10 protein-coding genes are annotated in these 24,306 nt (G+C 57.3%); 9 read left to right on the forward strand and 1 reads right to left on the reverse strand.

All coding sequences use genetic code 11. The features are described 5' to 3' along the window. Positions 1-17: 17 nt before the first annotated feature. A complete protein-coding gene (locus ACAW74_RS19825; RefSeq protein ID WP_370699965.1) occupies positions 18-968 on the reverse strand; it encodes a GNAT family N-acetyltransferase in 951 nt (316 codons plus the stop codon). Between the two features lie 210 nt (positions 969-1,178). On the opposite strand from ACAW74_RS19825, the gene ACAW74_RS19830 reads away from it, so the two are divergent. The 9 genes from ACAW74_RS19830 to ACAW74_RS19870 all read left to right on the forward strand — a co-directional run bounded on the left by ACAW74_RS19830 (position 1,179) and on the right by ACAW74_RS19870 (position 24,230). Next, positions 1,179-3,617, forward strand: coding sequence for an SdrD B-like domain-containing protein (locus tag ACAW74_RS19830; RefSeq protein WP_370699966.1), 2,439 nt, complete (start codon positions 1,179-1,181; stop codon positions 3,615-3,617). Positions 3,618-3,780: 163 nt separating this feature from the next. Beyond that, complete coding sequence (locus ACAW74_RS19835; RefSeq protein ID WP_370699967.1) at positions 3,781-6,192, forward strand: ABC transporter permease; 2,412 nt, start codon at positions 3,781-3,783, stop codon at positions 6,190-6,192. Between the two features lie 21 nt (positions 6,193-6,213). After that, the gene (locus ACAW74_RS19840) at positions 6,214-8,595 is read left to right on the forward strand and encodes an ABC transporter permease (RefSeq protein ID WP_370699968.1); all 2,382 of its coding nucleotides are present in this window, start codon (positions 6,214-6,216) and stop codon (positions 8,593-8,595) included. Between the two features lie 236 nt (positions 8,596-8,831). Continuing rightward, positions 8,832-11,219, forward strand: a complete 2,388-nt coding sequence (locus ACAW74_RS19845) for an FtsX-like permease family protein (protein ID WP_370699969.1) — start codon at positions 8,832-8,834, stop codon at positions 11,217-11,219. A 37-nt stretch (positions 11,220-11,256) separates the two neighbouring features. Continuing rightward, positions 11,257-13,647 carry an ABC transporter permease gene (locus tag ACAW74_RS19850; RefSeq protein WP_370699970.1) on the forward strand — a complete coding sequence of 797 codons (2,391 nt, stop codon included), beginning with the start codon at positions 11,257-11,259 and terminating at the stop codon, positions 13,645-13,647. Between the two features lie 160 nt (positions 13,648-13,807). After that, on the forward strand, positions 13,808-16,180 hold the full coding sequence (locus ACAW74_RS19855; protein WP_370699971.1) for an ABC transporter permease: 2,373 nt from the start codon (positions 13,808-13,810) through the stop codon (positions 16,178-16,180). A gap of 549 nt (positions 16,181-16,729) precedes the next feature. Continuing rightward, a complete protein-coding gene (locus ACAW74_RS19860; protein ID WP_370699972.1) occupies positions 16,730-19,159 on the forward strand; it encodes an ABC transporter permease in 2,430 nt (809 codons plus the stop codon). Between the two features lie 146 nt (positions 19,160-19,305). Continuing rightward, positions 19,306-21,711 carry an FtsX-like permease family protein gene (locus ACAW74_RS19865; RefSeq protein WP_370699973.1) on the forward strand — a complete coding sequence of 802 codons (2,406 nt, stop codon included), beginning with the start codon at positions 19,306-19,308 and terminating at the stop codon, positions 21,709-21,711. 89 nt (positions 21,712-21,800) lie between these two features. After that, complete coding sequence (locus ACAW74_RS19870) at positions 21,801-24,230, forward strand: ABC transporter permease (protein WP_370699974.1); 2,430 nt, start codon at positions 21,801-21,803, stop codon at positions 24,228-24,230. Positions 24,231-24,306 lie beyond the last annotated feature (76 nt).

Here is a 24,306-nt window from a genome sequence, read left to right on the forward strand (position 1 = left end):
GTTGCCTGCAGTGTCGTTTAGACAGAAAGCTGTTTTTCCAGCACAAGTTTCCAACTGGCTACGGCTCCAAGGTTGCGTTTGAATCGCATCAGGCTGGGCTTGGGCGCTCGTTGGGCATCAAGGCAAACGCCGAGGTCGAGCAGCGTAATACCTTGTTGCTGGCAGAAATGATAGAGCCCTTGGGTTAGCAGAACGGCCGGGCTGTAGGTGCGGTAACGCTGATTATCGGCCGGCAGAAAATTATACAGAATATCGTGCCTGACCCGCACGGCAACGCTCAGGCTAGCCAAGGTGTCGGCGTCCCAAACCGCAAAAACGGGGTATTGATCCGGAAAAGCCCGTAGTAGCAGCTTCAGGCGGTCGGAGGCAATGGTAAGCGGGTAACCCTGCTGCTGCCGACTTTGCTCGATAAACCGAACCACCTCGTCGACGGGCGGATGCGCCCAATGCCCCACTATAAAACCACTTCGCTGGCATTTCGCCAGCCGCCGACGTTCCGACGGATGCATCCGCTCGGCCAGCGGGCGCTTTGATACATTGATGTGAAAATTGAGCCACTGATCGGCTACCCGATACCCGCGCCGCTGTAGCAGACTCACCAGCCGCTCGGCCTGCCGGACCGCGTAGGCGTGGGGGTAGTTGGTAAGCCGTAAGGTAGGTACGTTTAGGCGCTGCACCTCGGCTTCCAGCGAATCGATCAGGGCATTGAGTGCCGAATCGGGCAGGGTTTCCACGAATTCGATCGACCCAAAGGGAGCCGCTTTGGGACTAATGGCCAACTGATCGTCGATAAACAGCGCGCAACGGGCATCGGCCAGCCGGGTAAGCGGGTTATGCGCTGTCAATAACCGGAAATTACCCTGATCCTGCTGTCGAAGCTGGGCCTCTTCATTGAACAGAAATCCTGCTTCGCTGTAGGCGGGGAGGGTCGACGCGAAAGCAGGATCATGCGTTACGATGTGGTACATATTCGTCAACAAAACGCGCCCGACTGATTTTGGCCTAAGGTCTGCTAACCAGGCCAGTGGTTAGCAGGAAGCGCGTAGGCAACCCGCGAAGGCTCAGTCGTTTGAGTAAAAACAGGGGTAAGCGCTACGCAAGTATAGGCGAAAATACGAGGCATTGGAAATGGCACGGTTTTGGCTACGGCCTGTATATATCTGTAAATGTGGAAATTCATGAATCACGGCCTCGTAGCCTTAGCCCGGCGGACGCTTGTTCGACTGTGCCCTAGGTTCTTTTCGCAACATACGTGTCGGGTGGTCAGTGTCGTGTTGCTACTCGTTTGTGGCTTGGGTGCCCCGCGTGTATCGGCACAGGTCAGCGGTATCGTTTTCTGGGATTTTGATCGAAACGGCATGCAGTCAACGGCTGAACCGGCGGAGCTGGGTGTGTTCAATAAGTCGGTATTGGCCTACGTGGAAGGCATCCCGCAACCCTTCACGGCAACCACCGGTCTCGATGGCCATTTTGCATTCGATGCGAGCCAGATTGCCAGCGGTAAACGGGTCCGTCTGGAACTGGCTAATCAATCCCCCTACACCTTCGACTCGCCCGGTACTGGCTCCTCGGTGCAGTTTGTACAGGCTCCTAACTCATCCATCCTTTTTGGCTTGGGCGATCCCAGCGATTATTGCCAGGCCGACGCCCCGCTGGCGGTTCCGGTCTATCAGAGCGGTGCGCTACGCGATGCGCAGGGGATGGTTTCGTTTCCGGCCACGGTATTGACCACGGCACTCGCCGACAACGTATCGCCCACGCAGATAACGTCGAGCAACAGCATCGGCACGGTCTGGGGCACGGCCTATCAGCGGCAGTCGCAGAAATTGTTTACGCTCGGTGTGCTGAAACGGCATGCGGCGCTGGGGCCGCTGGGGCTGGGCGGCATCTATTGGGCCAATAGTGGCAACAACAGTACTGTCTCGTATGTCGACGCCGGTAATTTTCTAGCGCTGGCGTCTAACGCCGACAAAGCTTTGCTGGCCGCTCGTACGCTTCCGGCCTCGGTTGGCACCACCAGCATCGACGGGTCGGTGTTCTCGATGATCGGTAAAATTGGGTTCGGCGGTGCCACCTTCACGCCGCAGGAAGATCGTCTCTGGACCATCAACCTGTACGAAAAAACACTCGTCAGTATTTATCTGGGCACTCCGGCCCGGCCGGGTAGTCAGATTGGGGCGGGTGATTTCACCAGTTACGCCATTCCGCAACTCGATACGGATAAAGGCATCAACCGACCCTGGGCGGTGACCTATTACCGGGGGCAACTCTACGTGGGCGTTGTGAACGATGCCTCCATTAGCCGCAACCGGAACGATCTGAAAGCCTATGTTTACCAGTTCGATCTGGCTACGCAACAGTTCAACTCCACGCCGATTCTGACAATCTCGCTGGCTTACCAGAAAGGATGGACGCTGCGCGGAGCCGATGATCCGTCGTCGCTGGCCAACCATTGGGAATGGTGGAGCGACAACTGGGCCGACTACAGCACCAATGTGCTGAACGGAAGCAGTACGCCGCAGCTACTGCGCGTGGTGCGGCCGCAGCCCATTCTGTCGTCGATCGTCTTCGATGCCGAAGGGGCAATGGTGCTGGGCTTTATGGACCGCACGGGCCACCAGACCTCGCGTAACCAGCCGTCGCCGACGGAGTCGTCGGCATCACCCGCCATACTCTATAGTGGCTACTCGGGGGGCGACCTGCTTCGGGTCGCGCCCATCGGCGGTGCCTATACACTCGAAGCCAATGGCTCGGTGGGGTCGCATTCAGGTAGCGGCGTAGGCAATGGACAAGGGCCCAGCGATGGGACCAGTAGCGGGGAGTTTTATGCCTGGGAGCAATACAGCCCGCCTTTCGCTACGATCACCAACCAGGAAACCTTCACCGGCTCGTTGCTGGCGAATCCTAACCTGACTAACCTCATCGCTTCGATCTATAACCCGCTCACGACCTGGTCGGGCGGGGCGTCGATGTTCGATATGTACAATGGAGACCTGATCCGGCGTTACGAAATTTATCGCGATGGACTCAGCAGCGATCCTGCGGCGCCCCGGTCAACTTTTGGTTCGGCCAACGGCGTGGGCATGATCTGCGCCCTCTGCGATATGGCCCCGGTAGCCATCGGCAACCGGTTGTGGGTTGATACCAACGGCGATGGTGTGCAGGATCCCGACGAACCGGCACTGGCGGGCGTACGGCTCTCGCTTTACACGGCTGATGGCAACTGGCTGGCGTCGACCCGCACCAACGAAGAAGGCCGCTACACCTTCCGCTCAAGCTCGAGTCTGCCATTGCCCAGCAATGCAACGTACCTGATCGCCGTTGGGATCGATCTGGCTACGCAGCAGTTCGATACGCAGAATCAGCTGCTGCGCGTGGGCAATAAAGCGTACAAACTGACCGGCTGGAACCAGGGAACGGGCGATAATAAAACGTACAACGACTCCGACGCGTTTATCCTGACGGGGTCGTCGACAGCGCTGAACGGACTACCGGTTATTCAGTTCCGGCTCAACGTACCTGGCGAGGTAAACAACAGCCTCGATGCGGGTTTGCAGGAAGCCTGCGACCCCAACGCTACCGCCTGTATGCCCATCAGCTTCCGGCGCACCCGCTAGCCTACCCACACGACCCGATTTTTGCTGTCCGCCGACGAACGTAAGCCGTCCGTTAGCGGACATTTTTTTGTGCTATATGTTTAATTAAAGATTTGATAGTCAGGATATTAAATTGGCGGCATAGGCTTTGTGTAGCGGCTAGTCAACTACTAGCACCAACACTATGCTTCGCAGCTACGTCAACATCGCCCGTCGGAACTTACAGCGTAATAAAAGCTACACGCTCATCAATCTGGTTGGGTTAGGCCTGGGCATGGCTTGTGCCATCGTGGCCTTTGCCGTGGTTGGCTACCACCTCAATTTCGACACGTTTCATGCCGATAGCGACCGAATCTACCGGGTTGTGACTGAGTCGCATCGTGAAGACGTATCCTACGTCGGGGCGGTACCGTCTCCACTGGGCGCGCGGTTTCGGGCCGATTATGACCTGGCCGAACGGGTAGCCCGCGCTGCTCAGTTTGAAGAACAAACCATTACGGTCAAGCGCCAGAACGAATTACTGAAGTTCACCGAAGCAGCGGGCATTGCCTGTGTCGACCCTGACTTCTTTGCCATATTTAATTTCCCGCTGCTGGTGGGAAACGCCAAAACGGCCCTGACCGAGCCCAACACCGTGCTGATTACGCAGGACGTGGCCCTGCGCTATTTTGGAGCCACCACACCGCTGTCTACTGTACTCGGTAAAACCATTCGCTGGAACAACGATCTGGAGTTACGTGTGGCCGGGGTTTTGACCAACGTACCCAGCCAAACCGATTTTCCGCAGCAGCTCTACACGTCGTTTTCGACGCTCAAAGGGGCCAAAGATCCAATCATGCAATGGCTGTCCAGCAACGATAGCTGGGGTGGCATCTACAGCGGGATGCAGTGCTTCGTGAAGCTGCGGCCGGGCGTATCGGCAGCGAGTGTCGATCGCATCTTTCCGGCATTCGCCAAAAAATACGACAAACCCACCCCCGAGCGGTTCAACAAATACCTGCTGCAACCGCTGGCCGAGATGCATTTCGACCCTCGCTTCGGTGGTCGGGTCGAGCGAAAATACCTGCTGACGCTGGGCCTGATCGGGCTGGTACTGGTGGTTACGGCCTGCCTCAATTTCATCAATCTGGCCACGGCCCAGGCCCTGAAGCGCGCTAAGGAAGTGGGCGTTCGGAAAGTGTTGGGTGGTCATAAAGGCCAACTGCTGAGCCAGTTCATGGCCGAAACCGCGCTGCTGGTGCTGATTGCCACGATGGTGGCCTACGGGCTGGCCCACACGGCGATGCCGTTTGTGAACGAATGGTTCCAGACCCACATTTCCCTCGATCTGCTCCAGAACGGGCGGTTGCTGGGTTTTCTGGCCGGGCTGGCGGTGTTGGTGGTGGTGCTGGCAGGTGGCTACCCCGGTCTGGTGTTGGCCGGTTTTCAGCCCATTACGGCACTGCGGGGTAAAGTGAGTCAGCAGCAGGTTGGCGGCTTTTCGTTGCGGCGGGTGCTGGTGGTGGGTCAGTTTGTCATTGCGCAGGTGCTGGTCATCAGTACGCTGGTAATAACGAGCCAGATGCGGTATGCCAAGCAGGCCGATCTGGGCTTCACCAAAGATGCGGTTGTGCTGCTACCTATTCCCGAAGCCAACAAGGCCAACATCACGACCCTACAGAATCAGCTGGCGCAACTGCCGGCTGTTACCAGGATGTCGTTCTGCGCGGCAGCACCTGCTTCCGAATACAACCAGAGCACCAGCTTCCAGTTCGATAGCCGCACTAACCGCGAGGCCTTTAACATCAACCTCAAAAAAGTCGACGACCATTATCTGGAAACCTTTGGGCTTACGCTGGTGGCTGGCCGTAACCTGATGCCTTCCGACACGGTTCGGGAATACCTCATCAACCAGACCACCGCCCGGAAGCTGGGCCTGCGCTCGGCCGAGGAGGCGATTGGCAAAATCATGAAGGCCAATGAACAACCCGGCACCATTGTGGGCGTAGTCAAAGACTTCCACAATCTGTCATTCCACGAAGTGATCGAACCCCTTTGCCTGACCACCTCACTAACCGACTACAACCTGTGTGCGGTGAAGATCAATCTGGGCAACGTACCCAGCACGCTGGCGGCGATGGAACGTACCTGGAACGGCATTTTCCCGGCGTTTCCGTACGACTATCAGTTTCTGGATGAGCATATCGGCCGGTTTTACCAACTGGAAGATCAGATGCTGCGTCTCATTCTGGTGTTTGCGGGAATCGCGTTGCTGATCGGCTGTCTGGGGCTCTACGGGCTGGTAACCTTCGTGGTCGCGCAACGGACCAAAGAGATCGGTGTGCGCAAAGTGCTGGGGGCCAGCATCAGTAACGTCATTTGGCAGCTCGACCGGCAGTTTGTGGCGATGGTGCTGGTGGCCTTTACTATAGCGGCGCCGCTGGCCGGCTGGGCAATGCACACCTGGTTGCAGCGATTTACTTACCACATTGACCTGAACGTAGGCGTATTTGCCTCGGCCGTTGGCGGTACGTTGCTGCTGACGCTGCTGGTTGTGGGTTACCAATCGGTGCGAGCGGCGCTGATGAACCCGGTGACGTCGTTGAAAAGTGAATAAACCCTTTACCTGATTCCCTCTATGCTACGCAACTACCTCAAAATCGCCCTGCGCCAGTTGGTGCGCAATCGCCTGCTTACGGCCATTAATATGTTGGGGTTGTCGGTTGGGCTGGCCTGTGTGGTCGTGCTGGTGCTATTTGCCCAAAAAGGCCTGACCTGGGATTCATTCCACCCCAACATCGACCGGATCTACACCATTCAGACTCAGGAAGGCGAGAATGCCTATAACCAGAGCGTGTATCCGCTGCTCGATCAGTTGCTCCGCGACTACCCCGAAATCGAAGCCGGTACCCACGTGCAGAACTGGAGCCGCCCCTGGATCAGTTACGGCGGCAAAGACATGCAGGAGCCAACCGACTACGTGGATTCGACCTTTTTTGAGGTGTTCAAATTGCCCCTGAAGTACGGAAATCCGACCACGGCGCTGCAAAACCGATATTCGGTCGTGTTCAGCGAAAAAATGGCGCAGAAACTGTTTGGCGAGGTCAACCCGGTTGGGCGGCACGTGACCCTCAACGATACGCTGCAATACACCGTAACGGGGGTGCTGGCTCAGATTCCGGCCAACTCATCGCTTCAGTTTGAGGTGATGCTGCCCACCGCCAACCTACAGGCCGACGCCGGTTTTCGCGATAATGCCAACTGGTACAACAACTTCGCTACCATGTTTCTGGTGCTGAAAGAAGGGGCCGACAAAAACCGCCTGGAAGCCAAATTGCCGCAACTGGTGAAGAAGCATTTCAGCGCCGAAGCGCAGAACCGCACGCTGCGTCTGGCTGCTTTCAAGGATTTCATCCATACCAACAACCCAACGTTTAAAAACCTGATCGGCGGGGCCATTGCCATTGCGGTCTTTCTGTTGCTGATCCTGAGCATCAACCTCATCAACCTCAACACGGCCTCGGCGCTGCCCCGCGCCAAAGAGGTGGCCATGCGGCAGGTGGTGGGCGCCTCCAAATGGATGGTGCTGGGGCAATTCTGGGTCGAATCGGCGCTGGTCGTGCTGACGTCGTTGGCCTTGGCCGTGCCGTTCACGATCTACTACCTCATTCCCCGGTTCAACGCCCTGCGCGATGGCAACATGCAGCTCGACATCAACTGGACCACCGACTCGGCTACCATCCTGACCGTACTGGCGCTGGCGTTGCTGGTGGCGGCGGTGGCCGGTACGTACCCGGCGCTCTACCTGATGGGCCTCAAAACGACCGAGGCCGTGAAGGGCAAGATCTCGGCTAGCCCCAAGCAGGGGCGTTTGCGCCAGAACTCGCTCATCGTCTTGCAGTTTACGCTGGCCGTGCTCCTGATTCTGGGTACCATCGGTATGCGCTCGCAGCTTCAGTACATGAAACGCGCCGATGTGGGCTACAACCCCCACAATGTACTGGTGTTCAAAACCGATCTGGCCTACCGCAACGAAAAGACGGCTGCCGCGCAGGGGCAAAGCATCCTGAACAGCCTGCGCCAGAACCCCAACGTGGTGTCGTTCACGAGTTCAGATCTGACACCGGCTTATTACTGGGATAATTTCAATAGCTACTACCCCGATGGCGACGAGGGCCGACAGGTAAACGTTCGGCACGTGCAGGGGGCCGTCAACTACACCGAAACCTTCAACATCCCGATGCTGGAAGGCCGGAACTTCTCATCGGCCACGCCCGCCGACTCGGCCAACCGGGCCGTTGTCATCAACGAGGCCCTGATGAAGGCCTTCGGCTGGACGACCGCCGTTGGCAAAAAGCTCCGCCAGAAAAGCGACCCCAACGCTTTTACAATCATCGGCGTGACCAAAAATTACCACTACCGCGACCTCACCGACAAGGTTGGGCCGATGTTGCAGTGGTACGGTGGCCGCGAACGCCTCAGCACGTACCTGTCAGTGCGCCTGGCCAACGAAGCCAATGCTCCCGCCCTGATTGGGGATATGGAGCGCCAGTTTAAGAAGATACCGGCCCGGCGGGCACTATCGTATACGTACCTGACCGACGAGGTCGAGAAGGCGTACAAACCCATCGACAGCATTTGGCAGATGGTGAGCTTCGTTACGCTCATCGCCATCCTGACGGCCTGCGCGGGTATCTTCGGGCTGATTACGCTCGTGGCCCGGCAGCGGACCAAAGAGATCGGCGTGCGCAAAGTGCTGGGGGCCAGCGTGACCAACATCACCGTGCTGCTGTCGTCTGACTTTCTCAAACTAGTAGGGCTGGCGATCCTGATTGCGGCACCCATTGGCTGGTGGATGGGCGACGCCATGCTGAGCTACTTTGCCTACCACACGCAACCGCAATGGTGGCACATTGCCGTAGCCGGGCTGATGGCCGTTGGCATCGCGCTGGTATCGGTTGTGTTCCAGGCCCTCAAAGCCGCGCTGGCCAATCCGGTCAAGTCGATACGGACGGAGTAGGGCTAAAATAGCCTAGGTTTCATCGCTGCGCGAACAACCCCAATATCCGTACACTTTCGGACGTAAACGTGTCCAGTATCGGACAGGAATGTTAACCAAAAATGCCCTTTCTTGGCTAGAAAGGGCATTTTTGGTTGCTGGCACGGCTGTTGGGTAACCTGTACTGGCTTTGTGATCCTGTCCCGACGGCGTTTGTCCCGAGGGCCAATGAGCGCGACGCGTAACGACCACTCCCCATGATCTGGTTTACTCTTCGTTCAGCCTGGCGCAGTTGGCGCACCCATTCATCCACATCCACAATCAACCTGATCGGGTTGGCGTTGGGACTAGCCGGTTGCCTGCTGGTAACGGCCTATGTACTTGATGAAATCGACTACGACCGGTTTCACACCAACGCCGACCGGATCGTGTTGTTGCAGCAATTCGACAACGCGCCCAGCAGTGGCGGTAAATTCGCGACCGACCTGAAAAGCCGGTTTGCCACCATCGAGCAGGCGGTCCGGCTGACCCGCGCCAACCTGCTGATGACCACGCCCGCATTGGCCCGCTACGAACCACAAGTCTTCTTTGCCGATAGCAGCCTGTTTGACGTATTCTCGTACCGGCTGGCATCGGGCAATCCCAAAACAGCCCTACGCGAGCAATACGGCGTAGTACTGTCCGACGCGATGGCCCGGCAGTATTTTCCTAATCAGAACCCGCTGGGGCAACTGATCAAATGTGGGCCGAAAGCCACGCTACACGTGACCGGTGTGCTGGCTCCAACCCCCGCCAACACGCACCTTCGGCCCGATTTTCTGGTCAGCTATGCCAATGCTAATGAACTGGTTGGCGCTGACGTAACGACTAACTACTGGGGGGGCAGCGATACCTATACGTACCTGATGCTCGCCCCCAATACACAGGTCGCCGACCTGGCTGGTCAACTGCCCGCTTACGTGAAAAGCCTGGGCGATCCCAATGCAGCCATCTGGAAAATGGGCCTCGTGCCCCTGCGCGATCTGTACCTGCGTACCAACCTCATCGCCCAGAACCGGCTCACCTACGTTTACACCTTCGCGCTGGTGGCGCTGCTGATTCTGGGCCTGGCCGTGTTCAACTACATCAATCTGGCCACGGCCCGCGCCATGGCCCGGGCCAAAGAAGTGGGCATCCGCAAAGCACTGGGCTCGTCGGTCGAGCAATTGTGGCGACAATTCCTGGGCGAGGCGGCGCTGGCAATTGGTGTATCGCTGGTACTGGCGCTGCTGTTCGTAGCCCTGCTGACGCCTCTGCTCAACGAGATTGCGGGCAAAGACCTATCGATGCTGGCGCTGATTACACCTATGCGGCTGCTGGCGTTTGGATTGGGCATCGGGCTACTGGTACTGCTGGCGGGTAGCTACCCGGCCTTTGTGCTGGCGCGTTACCAGCCGGTGGTGGTCCTGCGCGGGCAAGCCACGGCGCAGGGCACGCGGGGGGCGGCTATCCGGCAGTCGCTGGTGGTGGGGCAGTTTGCCGTGTCGGTGGGCATGATCGTGGCCACGCTGGTTGTTTACGCCCAACTGCGGTATGTGCAACAGACCAACGTGGGCTACCAACGCGCGCAGGTGCTGACGCTTGACCTGCGCGATGCGCCCAACGAAGCCAAAGACCAGTTCAAACGGCAGGTCGAAACGCTGGCGGGTGTCCGGTCGGCTACGCGGGCCTTTGGCCTGCCGGGGTCCGGGGCGGCGATGGGGGCCAAACTGGTGAGCGAATTTGTTCCGAAAGGAGCACAAACCGGCGGTATCCAACGCCTGACGGTCGACGCCGATTTCCTGAAAACCTTCGGCATCCGGCTATTGGAAGGGCGCAACTTCGACCGGAATCGGGCCGCCGATAAAACGGCTTTTCTGGTCAACCGGGCTGCGATGCAATATTTCGGCTGGACAACCATCGCCGGGAAACGAACGGGCTATTACAATTTTGCCTACGACCCCAACAGCGCGGGCGGCTACAAGGAGGTACCGCAGGTTGGCGAGGTGGTGGGCCTGATCGACGACTACAACCACGCTGATCTGAAGCGCACTGTCGAGCCGATGATTTATTCACTAGCCGAAGGCTGGGAAAGCCAGATGGCTATTGGCCTACAGGCGGGCAACCTGCCGCAGACGATTCTGCAGATCGAACGTACCTGGAAGCAGCAATTCCCCAACCGCCCCTTCACCTACACGTTCCTGGACGATACCTTCAATAAAACCTACCAGTCTGACCTCCGGACGGGGCAGGTCTTCGGCGGCTTCGCGTCGCTGGCCTTGCTGATTTCGGGGCTGGGCCTGTTTGGCTTGGCTACATTCAGTACAGCCCGCCGAACGAAGGAAATTGGTGTGCGCAAGGTGCTGGGCGCCAGTGTGAGTAGCATCGTGGCCCTGCTGAGCAAAGACTTTCTTAAACTGGTGGTCATCGCCATCGTGATCGCCTCGCCGCTGGCGTGGTGGGCCATGACCCAATGGCTGGGTACGTTCGCCTACAAGATTCAGATCGAGTGGTGGGTATTTGCTTTGGCCGGTACGTTGGCCATCGCCATTGCCCTGGCAACGGTTTCGCTGCAAAGCATCCGCGCCGCCCTCTTGAATCCTGTCAAGTCGCTTCGGACTGAATAATCACCACAACCGGCTCACCACTGACGCCACCCGCTATATGCTTCGGAATCATCTCAAAATCGCGCTCCGCAACCTGTGGAAAAACCGCATCTATAGCGGCATCAATGTGTTTGGGCTGGCGGTGGGGCTAGCGACCTGCCTGCTGATTGCGCTGTACGTGGCCAATGAGCTGAGCTACGACCGCTTTAACGAAAAAGCCAACCGCATTGTGCGGGTAGTACACCACATGCAGTGGGAGGGGGGCGACCTGCACCTTGCCGTTACGTCGGCACCCTTCGCGCCCACCCTCAAACAAACGTACCCAGCCATCGAAGAGGCCGTGCGTATACTGCCCGAGGGCGGCGGTACGCTGCAATACGCCAACACGACCCTTAAAGCTGGTGATATCGTATTCGCCGACGCCAGCCTGTTTCGGGTGTTTACGCATTCGTTTCTGTACGGCGACCCGCAAACGGCGCTGAGCAAACCCCAATCCATCGTGCTGACCCAGACACTCGCCAGCCGCCTGTTTGGCGATCCGGCCAGGGCCTTGGGCAAAACGGTACTGTTCGAGAATAACTTCGGCAACGTCGTGACGGGCGTGATCGACGACGTACCCAGCAACGCGCACCTGACGTTTAGCGGTATCCGTTCACTCCCCACCAATTTTTCGGGCGAATGGCAGGAGTCGAGCCTGTATACGTACCTGCTGCTGCGCGAGGGAACAAACCGGGCCGCTCTGGAGGCGCAGTTTCCGACTTTCTTCCAGAAAATTCTTAAGGCAAAGCTGGGCGATATAGCCTACAAAATGGAGTTGCAGCCGCTCACGTCTATTCACCTGCACTCCAACCTCGATTATGAAGCCGGCCCCAATGGCAGCAGCCAGACGGTCTGGGTCTTTGCCATCATCGCCGGTCTGATTTTGCTCCTGGCCAGCATCAATTACATGAATCTCAGCACCGCCCGGTCGACCATCCGCATTCGGGAAGTGGGTATCCGGCAGGCGATCGGCTCCGGCCGGGGGCAGTTGGTGGGGCTCTTTCTGGCCGAAACGTTGCTACTGACCACGATGGCAACGGCTCTGGGGCTGTTGCTGGCACAGAGCGCCCTACCGCTATTCAACGACTTGACCGGCAAGCAACTGTCGCTGGAACGGTTTGGGGCTGGCTACAGTGCGCTGGCTGTGTTGGGTTTCCTGCTGCTGACCACGCTGCTGAGCGGCGCGTACCCGGCCCTGTTTATGTCGCGGGCGCGCACGGTTACGGCTCTGCGCGGGCAGTTGGGCGATCAGGCTGCGACGCTGGCCTTTCGGAAGTCGCTGGTTACGTTTCAGTTTGTGATCACGGTGGCGCTGATTGCCGCCTCGGGGATTATCTACCAGCAACTGCGGTTCGCGCTGGCCCAACCGCTCGGATTCAACAAAGAGCAGGTACTTACGTTCCACCTCAACCAGGAACAGACCCGCACGCAAATCCCGGCTGTCAAGGCCCAACTGCTAGGCAGCTCCCTGATCGAGCGCGTCGCAGCAGCGAGCAATCCCGTTGGTACCAACGATCTGGGCGGCAGCGGTTATTTCTTCGAAGTCGACGGCAAGATGAGCGAAGCGACCCGGATGACGCGCACGCTGAAAGTCGACCCCGATTTTCTGCCGACGATGGAAATCAAACTGGCGCAGGGCCGGAATTTCTCAGGCCAGAACGTGGCCGCCGACCGGCAACACGCTGTGCTGGTGAACGAAACGCTGGTGCGGGAACTGGGCTGGCAAAACCCAATCGGCAAACGCGTAAAGTTTTTCTCGAACCAAGGGCCTGCCGAGCGGCAGGTAGTCGGGGTGGTGAAGGATTTTCACACCCACTCGCTGCAACACAAAATTGAGCCGCTGGTGCTGCAACTCCCACCCGATGCCAACGACGAGGATAACGTCTACGTGCGCATACGGGCGGGGCAGACCGAAGCCGCGCTGGCGTTGATTCAGCAGGTATACCAGCAGGTCGAACCGGCGGGCGTTTTCGAGTATCAGTTTCTGGATCAGCGGTTTGCCCGCCATTACGCTGCCGAGCAGAAACAGGGGCGCTTATTGTTGATTTTCACCAGTCTGGCTATCCTGATTGCCTGTCTCGGCTTGTTTGGCCTGACCACCTTTATGGCCGAACAACGGACGAAGGAAATCGGCGTCAGGAAGGTACTGGGCGCTAGTGTGAGCAACATCGTGACCCTGCTGAGCAAAGACTTTCTTAAACTGGTGGTCATCGCCATCATGATCGCCTCGCCACTGGCCTGGTGGGCCATGACCCAATGGCTGGGTACGTTCGCCTACAAGATTCAAATCTCATGGTGGGTGTTTGGGCTGGCCGGTACATTAGCCATCGTCATTGCCATGCTCACCGTCAGTTACCAGAGCATCAAAGCCGCGCTGATGAATCCGGTGAAGAGTTTACGAACTGAGTAGAGACCGGCCTCTACCGATCAAACCGGACAACCATCTGTCCGAAACTGGACAACTTACCTGAAACTAAAGGCCATTTCTGTATTAGAAGTGGCCTTTTTATGTTTTGGCACGTACCTTGTATAACATACTACCGACGACTGATAGTGGGTACGTCGACTTTATGATGCTGAAAACATACGCTCTATTAGCTTGGCGGCACTTGCTTGCCAACAAAATAACCTCGACGATTAATATTGTGGGTCTGTCGGTGGCAGTGGCCTGCGCGATTACTACCTTCCTGATACTCAAAAACTTCTCCACCCTCGACGATTTTCATGCCAAAGGCGACCGCCTGTTTATGGTTGAATACACGACCGAAGAGAACGGCGAACTACGTACCTACGGCGATGCACCCGCGCTGCTGGCCAGTGCCCTGAAAACCGACTGTCCGCAGGTGAATCAGACCGTGCGGGTCGAGCGGGAGGGCGTGCAGGTGTTCAATAAAGAGACCATTGTCGATGAGCAGCTTACCTACGCCGATACCAACTTCTTCGATGCCTTCACGTTTCCCCTGCGCTACGGTACTCCGGTCCTGCTGCGCGACCCCAATGCACTCATTATCAGTGCAGAAATGGCCGAAAAATACTTTCCCGGCCAACTGCCGGTGGGGCAACCTTTCACCCTCGTGACAAGTACACGCGAGGCCAAACAATTTACCATTCAGGGCGTGGCCGAGGCGTTCCCTACCAACACCGGCTTCCGCTTCGACTTCCTGACGGGCTATCACCCAAGCCACACCGCCCTGAAAAACCAGGACTGGAGCACGCACATCCAGGCCGTGTTTGTGGAACTGAACCAACCCACCGACGTCGCCGCGCTTACGAAACAGATGAGCCGGTATGTAGCGCGTTACAATGCCAAAAACCGTGAAAACCCCATCCGGTCGCTTACGCTCGACAACCTGCGCCACCCCGCGCCCAACGCCTACGAGGTGCGCCGTCGCCCCGCCGAAGCCAACGATCCCTATGCGTCGGCGGTGTTTGTGGCCATTGCCTTCGTAATGATGGCTGTGTCGTGCGCCAACTACGTCAATATTGCGCTGGGCAGCGTGTCGCGGCGGCTGAAGGAAATTGGTATGCGGAAGGTGCTGGGCGGCACGCGGAGACAGCTCATTGGGCAGTTTATGGCCGAAAACCTCTTGCTCTGCGCCATCGCCCTGGGGTTGGGGCTGCTCATCACGCAGGTGTTTCTGGTACCCCTCTTCAACCGGATTATGGTGCTCGACATCGCGATGAATTTCGGCCAAAATAAGTCAATTTGGGTGTTTTTGGTTGGTATTCTGCTGTTTACGGCCCTGGCATCGGGGGCCTATCCGGCGCTGTACGTGTCGTCGTTTCGGCCGATCGTGATCTTTGCCGGGAGGCTGACGTTTAGTAGCAAGCGTAAATTGGGGCGGGCCTTGCTCGTGGGGCAGTTTGCGCTGGCGTTCGTAGCCGTTATCATCGGTGTGGTGCTGTCTAACGCGGGGAGGCAGTGGCAGCGGCTCCACTGGGGTTACGACCCCTCGCCCTCGCTCGTGCTGCGCCTAACCGATAGCACGCAGTACACAATCCTGAAAAATGAACTCCTCCAGAATGCCGCTGTTGAGGGGGTGGCCGCCGCCGAATTCCACGTCGGCGAGTCGCTGAATTCGCAGCAGCTAACCCTGGGCGGCGTCGAGAAGCGGGCAATGCGATACGATGTCAGCCCCGAATACGTACAAACGCTGGGGCTGGAACTGGCAAAAGGGCAGTTTTTCAGCCCGCAACGCCCCGCCGAAAACAAGCAATCGGTGCTTATCAACGAAACGTTTGTGCGCACGTTTGGCCTGAAAGAGCCGATCATTGGTCGGGCCATTCGGGTTGATAGTCAGCTGGTAACGGTGGCGGGTGTGCTCGCCGATGTGAAGCTGATGGGGTCAGGAGCGATGCGCCCGGCCCTGTTTCGGGTGGCCGAAGCAGCGCGGTATCAGTACATGCTCGTGCGGTTTGTGCCGGGTAGTGGCCCGCGTGTCGTGGCGGCGCTGGAACGTACCTGGAAAGCCAAATTCCCGCATATACCGCTATCGCATTTTTACCAGAAAGACGTGTTCGATTCGTTCAATTCAGCGGTGGAAACGATGGCCGTAAGCTTCGGCTACCTGTCGGGGCTGGCCCTGCTCATTGCCTGCATGGGCCTTTACGGACTGGCCACGCAGCATTTCGTGCAGCGTGTGAAGGAGGTGAGCGTCAGGAAGGTGCTGGGGGCCACGGTAGCGCAGGTGTTGTTGCTGGTGAACCGCGAATTCATGCTGCTGCTATTGCTGGCGAGTGGGCTGGCCAATGCGCTCTGCATGGCGGGTTTTGCGGCGTTGCTGCGGGCCACTGAGCAGTTTACGAGTGCGTTGCGGATCGAGGCGGGGCCGTTTTTGGTGGCCAACGCGCTGGTGCTGTTCACTGCGGTGGTGTCGGTCGGCTGGCAAAGTTGGAAAATCGCCACAATCCGGCTGGCCGAGTCGCTGAAAAACGTGGAGTGAGCAATAAGCCCGCTTTCAGGCCCCGACTAGCAACGGGTAACGCCATGACCGGTTGGTTACGCGATTTCGCCTGTAAAGTTGACCTCGACGGGTGGGGGTGTTCGCGCGCTCAGGTACGTTCGCCATTGGTGTTGCTATGCTCACGGTCAGTTTTCAGAATCTGAAAGCCGAGATGGCTAACCCGGTGAAAAGCCTGCCAACGCCTGATAGCTTGGTGAGTTGTGCGAGCATGCGTGAAAAGAGAAGTAAAGAGCAGAACGGGATAAGTCAGTGAGTACCGACGGGCCGTTACGGTTCTAATGACTGATTACTTTTTAAGGATTATTCATTCCGCTTGGCTGCCACGTACCCGAGAACTGCCCGGCCGGTTGACCTGTAAATCAACCTGACACAACACCTGCGCTGCTGTCCGTTTATAAAATCAAAACGTCCGAATGCGGACAGGTGTAAAGAGAATATCGATTTTAGTTAGCTGATTATCAGATATTTGAAATTGAGGTATCCGATTTGGATAACCCTTAGTGAATTAATGGCACTTGCCCGCATCTTATGTTCCAGAACCATCTCAAAATCGCCTGGCGGAACCTGATCCGTAATAAAGCCTTCTCGGCGATCAACATCGTTGGGTTAGCCCTGGGACTGGGTACGTGTCTGCTCATCGGCCTGTTTATTCTCGACGAACAGAGCTACGACCGTTACAACGAAAAGGCCGATCGTATTGTCCGGGTGGTGTTCAGGGCGTCGATCAACGGGCAGAAGATTCGGGAGGCACACGTGATGCCGCCCGTGGCGCAGATTCTAAAAGCCAATTACCCCGAAGTAGAGGCGTCTACCCGGCTGCGCGCCGCCTGGCCGTCGCTGATTAGCTACGGCGAAAAATCGTTTCCGAACGAACGTTTCGCGTATGTCGACGCCAACTTCTTCCAGGTCTTCACCCTGCCGCTCCTGTCTGGCGATGCCAAACGTGCGCTGGCAGAACCTAACTCGGTCGTTATCTCACAGTCGGCGGCGGCTAAATACTTTGGCAACGAAAACCCGATTGGAAAGCGGTTGACGGTAAAGGACTGGAAAACAGCCTTTATGGTGACCGGTGTAATGCAGGACGTACCTACGAACTCGCATTTCCACGGCGACTTTTTCGCGTCGCTGGTTGGGGTGCCCGACGCCAACTCCACGTCGATGATGACGTCGGAATACCATACGTACCTGCTGCTGCCCAAAGGCTACGACTATACGCAACTGGAAGCGAAACTGCCGAAGGTAGTGGCCACGTACATGGGTCCGCAGTTGCAGAAAGCGTTTGGCATGACCATGAACGAGTTCCTGCAAAAAGGGAATCAGATCGGCCTGTTCCTAAATCCCTTAATCGACATTCATCTGCATTCCGATACGACGGGGAACCTGGAAGCGGGAGGTAATATCCAGTACGTCTGGATTTTTGGAGCCATCGCCGTATTCATGCTCCTGATCGCCTGCATCAACTTTATGAACTTATCCACAGCCGGGGCGTCGAAACGTGGAAAAGAGGTGGGGGTTCGGAAAGTGCTGGGTTCGCTGCGCTCCAGCCTGACGACCCAGTTCCTGACCGAGTCGCTGCTGCTGACGGCCGTTTCACTGATTTTAGCGGTTGTACTGGTTGCCATATCCTTACCTTTCTTCGACGATCTGACGGGAAAAGAATTAAGCCTGAATCTGCTGAAAACACACTGGCTGGTGCCGGCTATCTTGCTGCTGGGTACGTTGGTGGGGCTTCTGGCGGGCAGTTACCCGGCTTTTTTCCTGTCGTCGTTCAAACCCATTGCGGTGCTGAAAGGAGGTACGCCGTTTAGTGGGGCAGGCAAGTCGGGCGTTGGCGTACGGTCCGGACTGGTCGTGTTCCAGTTCTTCATCGCTATGCTGCTGATGGTGGGCACTACGGTGGTTTACCAGCAACTCAACTTCATTCAACACACCAAGCTAGGCTACGATAAAGACCAGGTGCTGGTGCTGCGCGACGCGTGGCGACTGGGTAAAAACGAAGCCGTTTTCCGCCAGCAAGTGGAGCAGGATTCGCGGGTGGCCAATGTGAGCGTGTCAGGTTATTTACCGGCCGGACCAACCAACAACAACAACTTTATTTCGTATGCCGATGATAACTCGTCGAAGCTGATTACCACGCTACGCTATGACATCGACGGCCGGTATATTCCGACGATGGGCATGAAACTGGTGGCGGGTCGTAATTTCTCCCCGCAATTCCCGACCGATTCAACGGGCGTGATCCTGAACGAAACCGCTGCCCGTGTTTATGGTTGGGGAAATAATGCGCTGGGCCACATCATTACGCATGCCGAGAATGACGGGAGCCGACAAACGTACCGGGTCATTGGGGTGGTGAAGGATTTCCATTTCAAATCATTCCACGAACGCATTACGCCCCTGCTTATGGTGCTGGGAAAAGGCGAGGGGTCGATCATCATTAAAGCGAAAACAAAAGACGTGAGCGGGTTGCTCGCTAGTCTGAACAGGCAGTGGGCCGCGTTCAAACCCGACGTGCCATTCAGCTACACGTTTCTGGACGAAAGTCTGATGCAGACGTACCTGGCAGAGCAACGAACGGGCCGCGTGCTGGGCCTCTTTTCCGGGCTGACCATCTTCGTTGCCTGCCTGGGTCTGTTCGGGCTGGCGATGTTTACCGCCGAGCAACGCCGAAAAGAAATTGGGGTACGTAAGGTGCTGGGAGCCAGTGTTGCCAGCGTGGTTGGCCTGCTCTCGAAGGATACGCTGAAACCGGTGCTGATCGCCATTGCTCTCGCCACTCCCATGGCCTGGTACGCCATGACCCGCTGGCTGGCCGATTTTGCCTACCGAATCGACATCGAGTGGTGGATGTTTGCGCTGGCAGGTACGTTGTCGGTCGCCGTCGCGCTGCTGACGGTTTCGTTCCAAAGCGTGAAAGCCGCCCTGATGAACCCCGTCAAGTCGCTTGGAGCCGACTAACCCAAGACGCTGTTCCCATTCGGACAGCAAGTTGTCCAGTATCGGACAGGATTGATGAGCAAAAATGCCCTCTCTAGCTTAGAAAGGGCATTTTTGCGTCGTGGCACAACAGTTGACTTCTTTTGTTTACTCAACTTGTTTCGTTTATGTTTCGCTCCTACCTAACCATCGCCCTACGGACACTTCGCCGCAATCGGCTGTATGCCCTCATCAACATTTCGGGGCTGGGGTTAGGTATTGGCTGCGCCCTGTTGCTGTTCGCTCTTGTCCGCTATCACTACCGCACCGATACCCACCATCAGCACTACGACCGGATCTATCAGTTTACCTCGGTATTCAAAACGTCGGACGGCGATATATACACGCCTGGCGTGCCCGAGCGCTTTGGTGATGCGCTGCAACTCGACCATCCCGAGATTGAAGCGCTGGCGATGATCGAGGAGTGGGAAGAGCCGATGGTTGTGGTGCCCGGTAACACCAGAGGCGGGGTCGACGCGAAATTCAGAGAGCCCGAGGCCAAAGCCGCGTTTACCACGCCAACCTATTTCAAGCTATTCGATTATACCTGGCTATCGGGTGGCCCTGCCGGGCTGAATGAGCCGGGAACGGTGGTGCTCAGCGCCAAACTGGCCCGGAAGTTTTTGGGCAGTACCGACGTGCTGGGGCGCGTGCTGAAGCTCGATGGTCACACGTTGGCGCGGGTGGTGGGAGTCTTCACCGATTATGCCGACAACACCGATTATGCCTACGAGATCATTGGCTCGCGGGCGACGCTCCCCGACTTTCTGGGCCGACCACTCAACGACAATTTCGAAAATACAAACAGCAGTACGCACTGCTTCGTGTTGCTCAACGACCGCTACACGCCCGCCAACTGGAACCGGGATATGGTGGCCTTTCTGAAAAAACATAATCCCGATAACCTGAAAATTACGACGTACCCAATACACCCGCTGCGTGACCTTCACTTCAACACCGAATTTGGCGGGGTAAGCAAAAACCTGCTGGCCTCCCTATTCGTGATCGGGTTGTTTCTGGTCATTACGGCGAGTATCAATTTCGTGAATCTGGCTACGGCCCAGGCCCTGAACCGCTCGCGCGAGGTGGGCGTTCGGAAAGTACTGGGCAGCACCCGGCAGCAGTTGCTAGGTCAGTTTATGGGCGAAACGGCCCTAATCGTTACGCTGGCGATGGGGGTGGCGCTGCTGGTATTCAACTACGGCTTGTCGCTGGCGCAGACGTACCTGCACGGGGCCTTTCGGTTCACGTTCTACTTTTCGCCTTCGGTGGTTGGCTGGCTGTTGCTGCTGATGGCGGGCGTCATATTGCTGGCGGGCCTGTATCCGGCGCTGGTGCTGGCGGGGTTCAAGCCCGTGGTGGCGCTGGCCGGTCGGCTCACGACGCGGCAGGCGGGTGGTTTCTCCATCCGGCGCGGCCTGGTCGTGACGCAGTTTGCCATTTCGCAGATGCTCATTATCGGGCTCATTGTGGTCGCTAGCCAACTGCATTATGTACAGAACAAAGACTTGGGCTTCCGAAAAGAGGCTTTGCTGACGGTGCGGCTGCCGTCCGTCCAACAACAGGACCTGAGCAAAATGAGCACCTTCCGGAACCTGGCTACGGCGCTGCCCGAGGTGACGGGCTTCAGCTACTCGATGAGTGGTGCACCCCAGTCGGGCTGGCGGAGCACCACGAGCGTGCGGTTCGACACGCGCCCCGACGAAGAGAAATTCAGCCCACAGCAAACCTGGATCGACGATAAGTACGTGTCGCTCTTTGGTCTGAAACTGGTAGCCGGTCGCAACCTGAACCCATCAGACACCATGCGCGAGGCCTTGGTCAACGAGACGATGGTGCGCAAACTGGGCTACCGCGATCCCGCACAGGTGCTCGGCAAATTCCTGCACAAAGGCGGCCACGCACCGCTGACGATTGTGGGTGTGTTGAAAGACTACAATGAGAACGACCTGAAAATGCCGATTGGCCCATCGTTTTTCAGCACCGAAGCCGCTAATTATTACAGCGCCAGCCTGCAACTGCGAGCCGGTAATTACCAACGGGTGCTGGCGCAACTGGAAGCCATATATAACCGCCTCTACCCGGCCAACTACTTCATCCATGAGTTTGTCGACGACCAGATTCAGAAGAATTACCAAGAAGAGCAGACCATGGGGCGGCTGGTCAATTTCTTCGCCGGTATCGCCCTGCTGATTGGCTGTATGGGCCTGTATGGGCTGATTCTGTTTATGGTCAATCAGCGGACCAAAGAGATTGGCGTGCGCAAAGTGCTGGGCGCCAGTGTGCCCAGCATTCTATGGCTATTTAGCCGCGAGTTCGCCCGCCTGATCATCGTAGCCTTTGTGGTAGCCGCGCCGGTGGCCTGGTGGGTGATGAGCCACTGGCTCGAATCGTTTCAGTACCGCATCGATGTCGGGCCGGCCACGTTCATCGTTGCGCTGCTGGCAACGGTGCTGGTAGCAGCCATCACGGTCAGTTACCAAAGCCTGCGCGCGGCCCTGATGAATCCCGTCAAATCCCTTCGAGCCGACTAACTAGGGGCATGGGGCTTAGAGCAAGGGGTCAATAGGGGAAAATCCCCGCGCCCTCTGCCCGTTGCCCCACGCTCTAAACCCAAACACATATGTTTACGAACTATCTCAAAACGGCTTTTCGCAGCCTCCGCAAACAGGGGGGCTATACGGCCATCAACCTGTTTGGGCTGGCGCTTGGGCTAGCCTGTTGCCTGCTGATTATGCTGTACGTGGTGGACGAGTGGAGTTACGACCGCTACCACACCAAAGCCGACCGCATCTACCGCCTGAACGTCGATATCCGGTTCGGCGGCAACAACATGAACATGGCTGTAACGCCTGACCCGGTCGGACCAACGCTCAAGCAGGATTACCCGCAGGTAGAACAGTATGTGCGGCTCCATCAGCGGGGTACGTACCCCGTTAAACGGGCGGGTACGATCAACATGCTGCGTGAAGACAACATCACGTTTGCCGACTCTACGCTGTTTGATGTGTTTACACTGCCACTCATCAGCGGTGATCCTAAACAGGCGCTGACGCAGCCCTACACGGTGGTGATCAGCGAATCGGCCGCACGCCGCCATTTTGGAAAGCAGAACCCGATGGGACAAACACTGCTGTTCGACAAGCAGGATTACAAAGTGACGGGACTCATGCGCGACATGCCTACCAACACGCACTTCCACGCCGACTTTTTCCTGTCGATGGTGTCTGATGACTACACCTGGGGGCAATGGTTGAGCAACAATCACCATACGTACATCGTGCTGAAACCCGGTACCGATGCCGAGGCTTTTGCCAAAAATCTGGACGTGGTTACGGAGAAATACGGCGGGCCCCAGTTTCAGGCGGCTATCGGCTCCAGCTTCAGCCAGTTTAAGCAAGCAGGCAATCGGTTCCATCTCTGGATGACGCCGCTGAAAGACATTCATCTGCGCTCTAACCAGCAGATCGAACTGGCCCCCAACGGTAACATCCAGTATGTCTACATCTTCTCGGCGGTGGCGCTGTTTATTCTCCTGATTGCGGTCATCAACTTCATGAATCTGGCAACGGCCCGCTCGGCCGGGCGGGCCAAAGAAGTGGGCGTCCGGAAGGTGCTGGGGTCGGAGCGAAGCCAGCTGATGAGCCAGTTTATGGCCGAATCGGTGCTGATGACCGGCTTGGCAATGGTGCTGGCACTGGCCCTCGTAGCCCTGCTGATGCCCCTGTTCAACAACGTGGCGGCCAAAACGCTTAGCCTTCAGCAATTGCTGTCGCCCTACTGGCTGGTGATGCTGGTCTTGCTGCCCGTGGTGGTTGGCCTGCTGGCGGGTAGTTATCCGGCGCTGTTTCTGTCGTCGTTCCGGCCCATTGCGGTGCTCAAAGGCAATACCACCACCAACACCAGTCGGCGGGGTGTTAGTCTGCGAAGCGGGCTGGTGGTGTTTCAGTTTATGATGTCGGTGGTGCTCATCATTGGCACGCTGATCGTGTACCGGCAGATCACCTACATCCAGACCAAGAACCTGGGCTTTCAGCGCGATCACATGCTGACCATCAACGGGGTAAACGTGCTGGGTAACCGCGCCGAAACCTTCAAACAGGAAGTGCTGCAACTACCCGGTGTCGTGCAGGGGTCCGTGTCGGGGTATTTGCCCACACCCAGCAACCGAAGCAACACGTCGTTTTTCCCGGAAGGTCAGGTTGAACAGGCCAAGGCCGTCAACATGCAGAACTGGGGTATCGACCACGATTACATCAAAACGTTTGGCATGCAGATCGTGCAGGGGCGCGATTTCTCCCGCTCATTTGGCTCCGATTCATCGGCTATTCTGCTCAACGAAACGGCGGCTAAACTGTTTGGCGGCAACTCGGTGGTGGGTAAACGAATCGCCACGTTTGCTGATAATCAGCTCAAAACGTTCAAGACATACACGGTGATCGGGATCGTCAAGAATTTTCATTACGAATCGCTTCGGCAAAACATCGGCGGCCTGAGCATGGTGCTGAACCCGAATTCGGGCGGCGCGGCGTTCCGCATAAACAGCGACAACCTACCCGCGTTGGTGCGTCAGATCGAGGCGAAATGGAAGACGCTGGTGCCGGGGCAACCGTTTAGCTACGAGTTTATGGAAGATGGCTTCGACCAGATGTACCGCGCCGAACAGCGGGTCGGTACGCTGGCGCTAACCTTCGCCGCGCTGGCCGTGCTCATCGCCTGTCTGGGGTTGTTTGGGTTGGCGGCATTCACGGCCGAACAACGGACCAAAGAAATCGGCGTGCGTAAGGTGCTGGGCGCCAGCGTACCCAGCCTGATTGCGTTGCTGAGCAAAGACTTCCTTAAACTGGTGGTCATTGCCATCGTAATTGCCACACCGCTCGCCTGGTGGGCTATGCGCCAGTGGTTACAGGATTTCGCTTACAAGATCGATATCGAGTGGTGGGTGTTTGCCCTCGCCGGTACGTTGGCGGTGGCCATCGCTCTGCTCACGGTCAGCTTCCAGAGCATCCGCGCCGCCCTCATGAATCCCGTGAAATCATTACGAGCTGAATAGCATGGGGCTAGGGGCCGAGGGCACGAAGATCAGCAAATCCAAGCCCCCAGCCCTTCGCCTCCAGCCCCAATCCCCT

It is taken from the genome of Fibrella musci, assembly GCF_041321105.1.
Lineage (GTDB): Bacteria > Bacteroidota > Bacteroidia > Cytophagales > Spirosomataceae > Fibrella > Fibrella musci.

Bases quoted from the DNA above. Each gene is read 5' to 3' on its own strand.
- ACAW74_RS19825 (WP_370699965.1), bottom strand. From the start codon at position 968: ATGTACCACATCGTAACGCATGATCCTGCTTTCGCGTCGACCCTCCCC.
- ACAW74_RS19830 (WP_370699966.1), top strand. From the start codon at position 1,179: ATGAATCACGGCCTCGTAGCCTTAGCCCGGCGGACGCTTGTTCGACTG.
- ACAW74_RS19835 (WP_370699967.1), top strand. From the start codon at position 3,781: ATGCTTCGCAGCTACGTCAACATCGCCCGTCGGAACTTACAGCGTAAT.
- ACAW74_RS19840 (WP_370699968.1), top strand. From the start codon at position 6,214: ATGCTACGCAACTACCTCAAAATCGCCCTGCGCCAGTTGGTGCGCAAT.
- ACAW74_RS19845 (WP_370699969.1), top strand. From the start codon at position 8,832: ATGATCTGGTTTACTCTTCGTTCAGCCTGGCGCAGTTGGCGCACCCAT.
- ACAW74_RS19850 (WP_370699970.1), top strand. From the start codon at position 11,257: ATGCTTCGGAATCATCTCAAAATCGCGCTCCGCAACCTGTGGAAAAAC.
- ACAW74_RS19855 (WP_370699971.1), top strand. From the start codon at position 13,808: ATGATGCTGAAAACATACGCTCTATTAGCTTGGCGGCACTTGCTTGCC.
- ACAW74_RS19860 (WP_370699972.1), top strand. From the start codon at position 16,730: ATGTTCCAGAACCATCTCAAAATCGCCTGGCGGAACCTGATCCGTAAT.
- ACAW74_RS19865 (WP_370699973.1), top strand. From the start codon at position 19,306: ATGTTTCGCTCCTACCTAACCATCGCCCTACGGACACTTCGCCGCAAT.
- ACAW74_RS19870 (WP_370699974.1), top strand. From the start codon at position 21,801: ATGTTTACGAACTATCTCAAAACGGCTTTTCGCAGCCTCCGCAAACAG.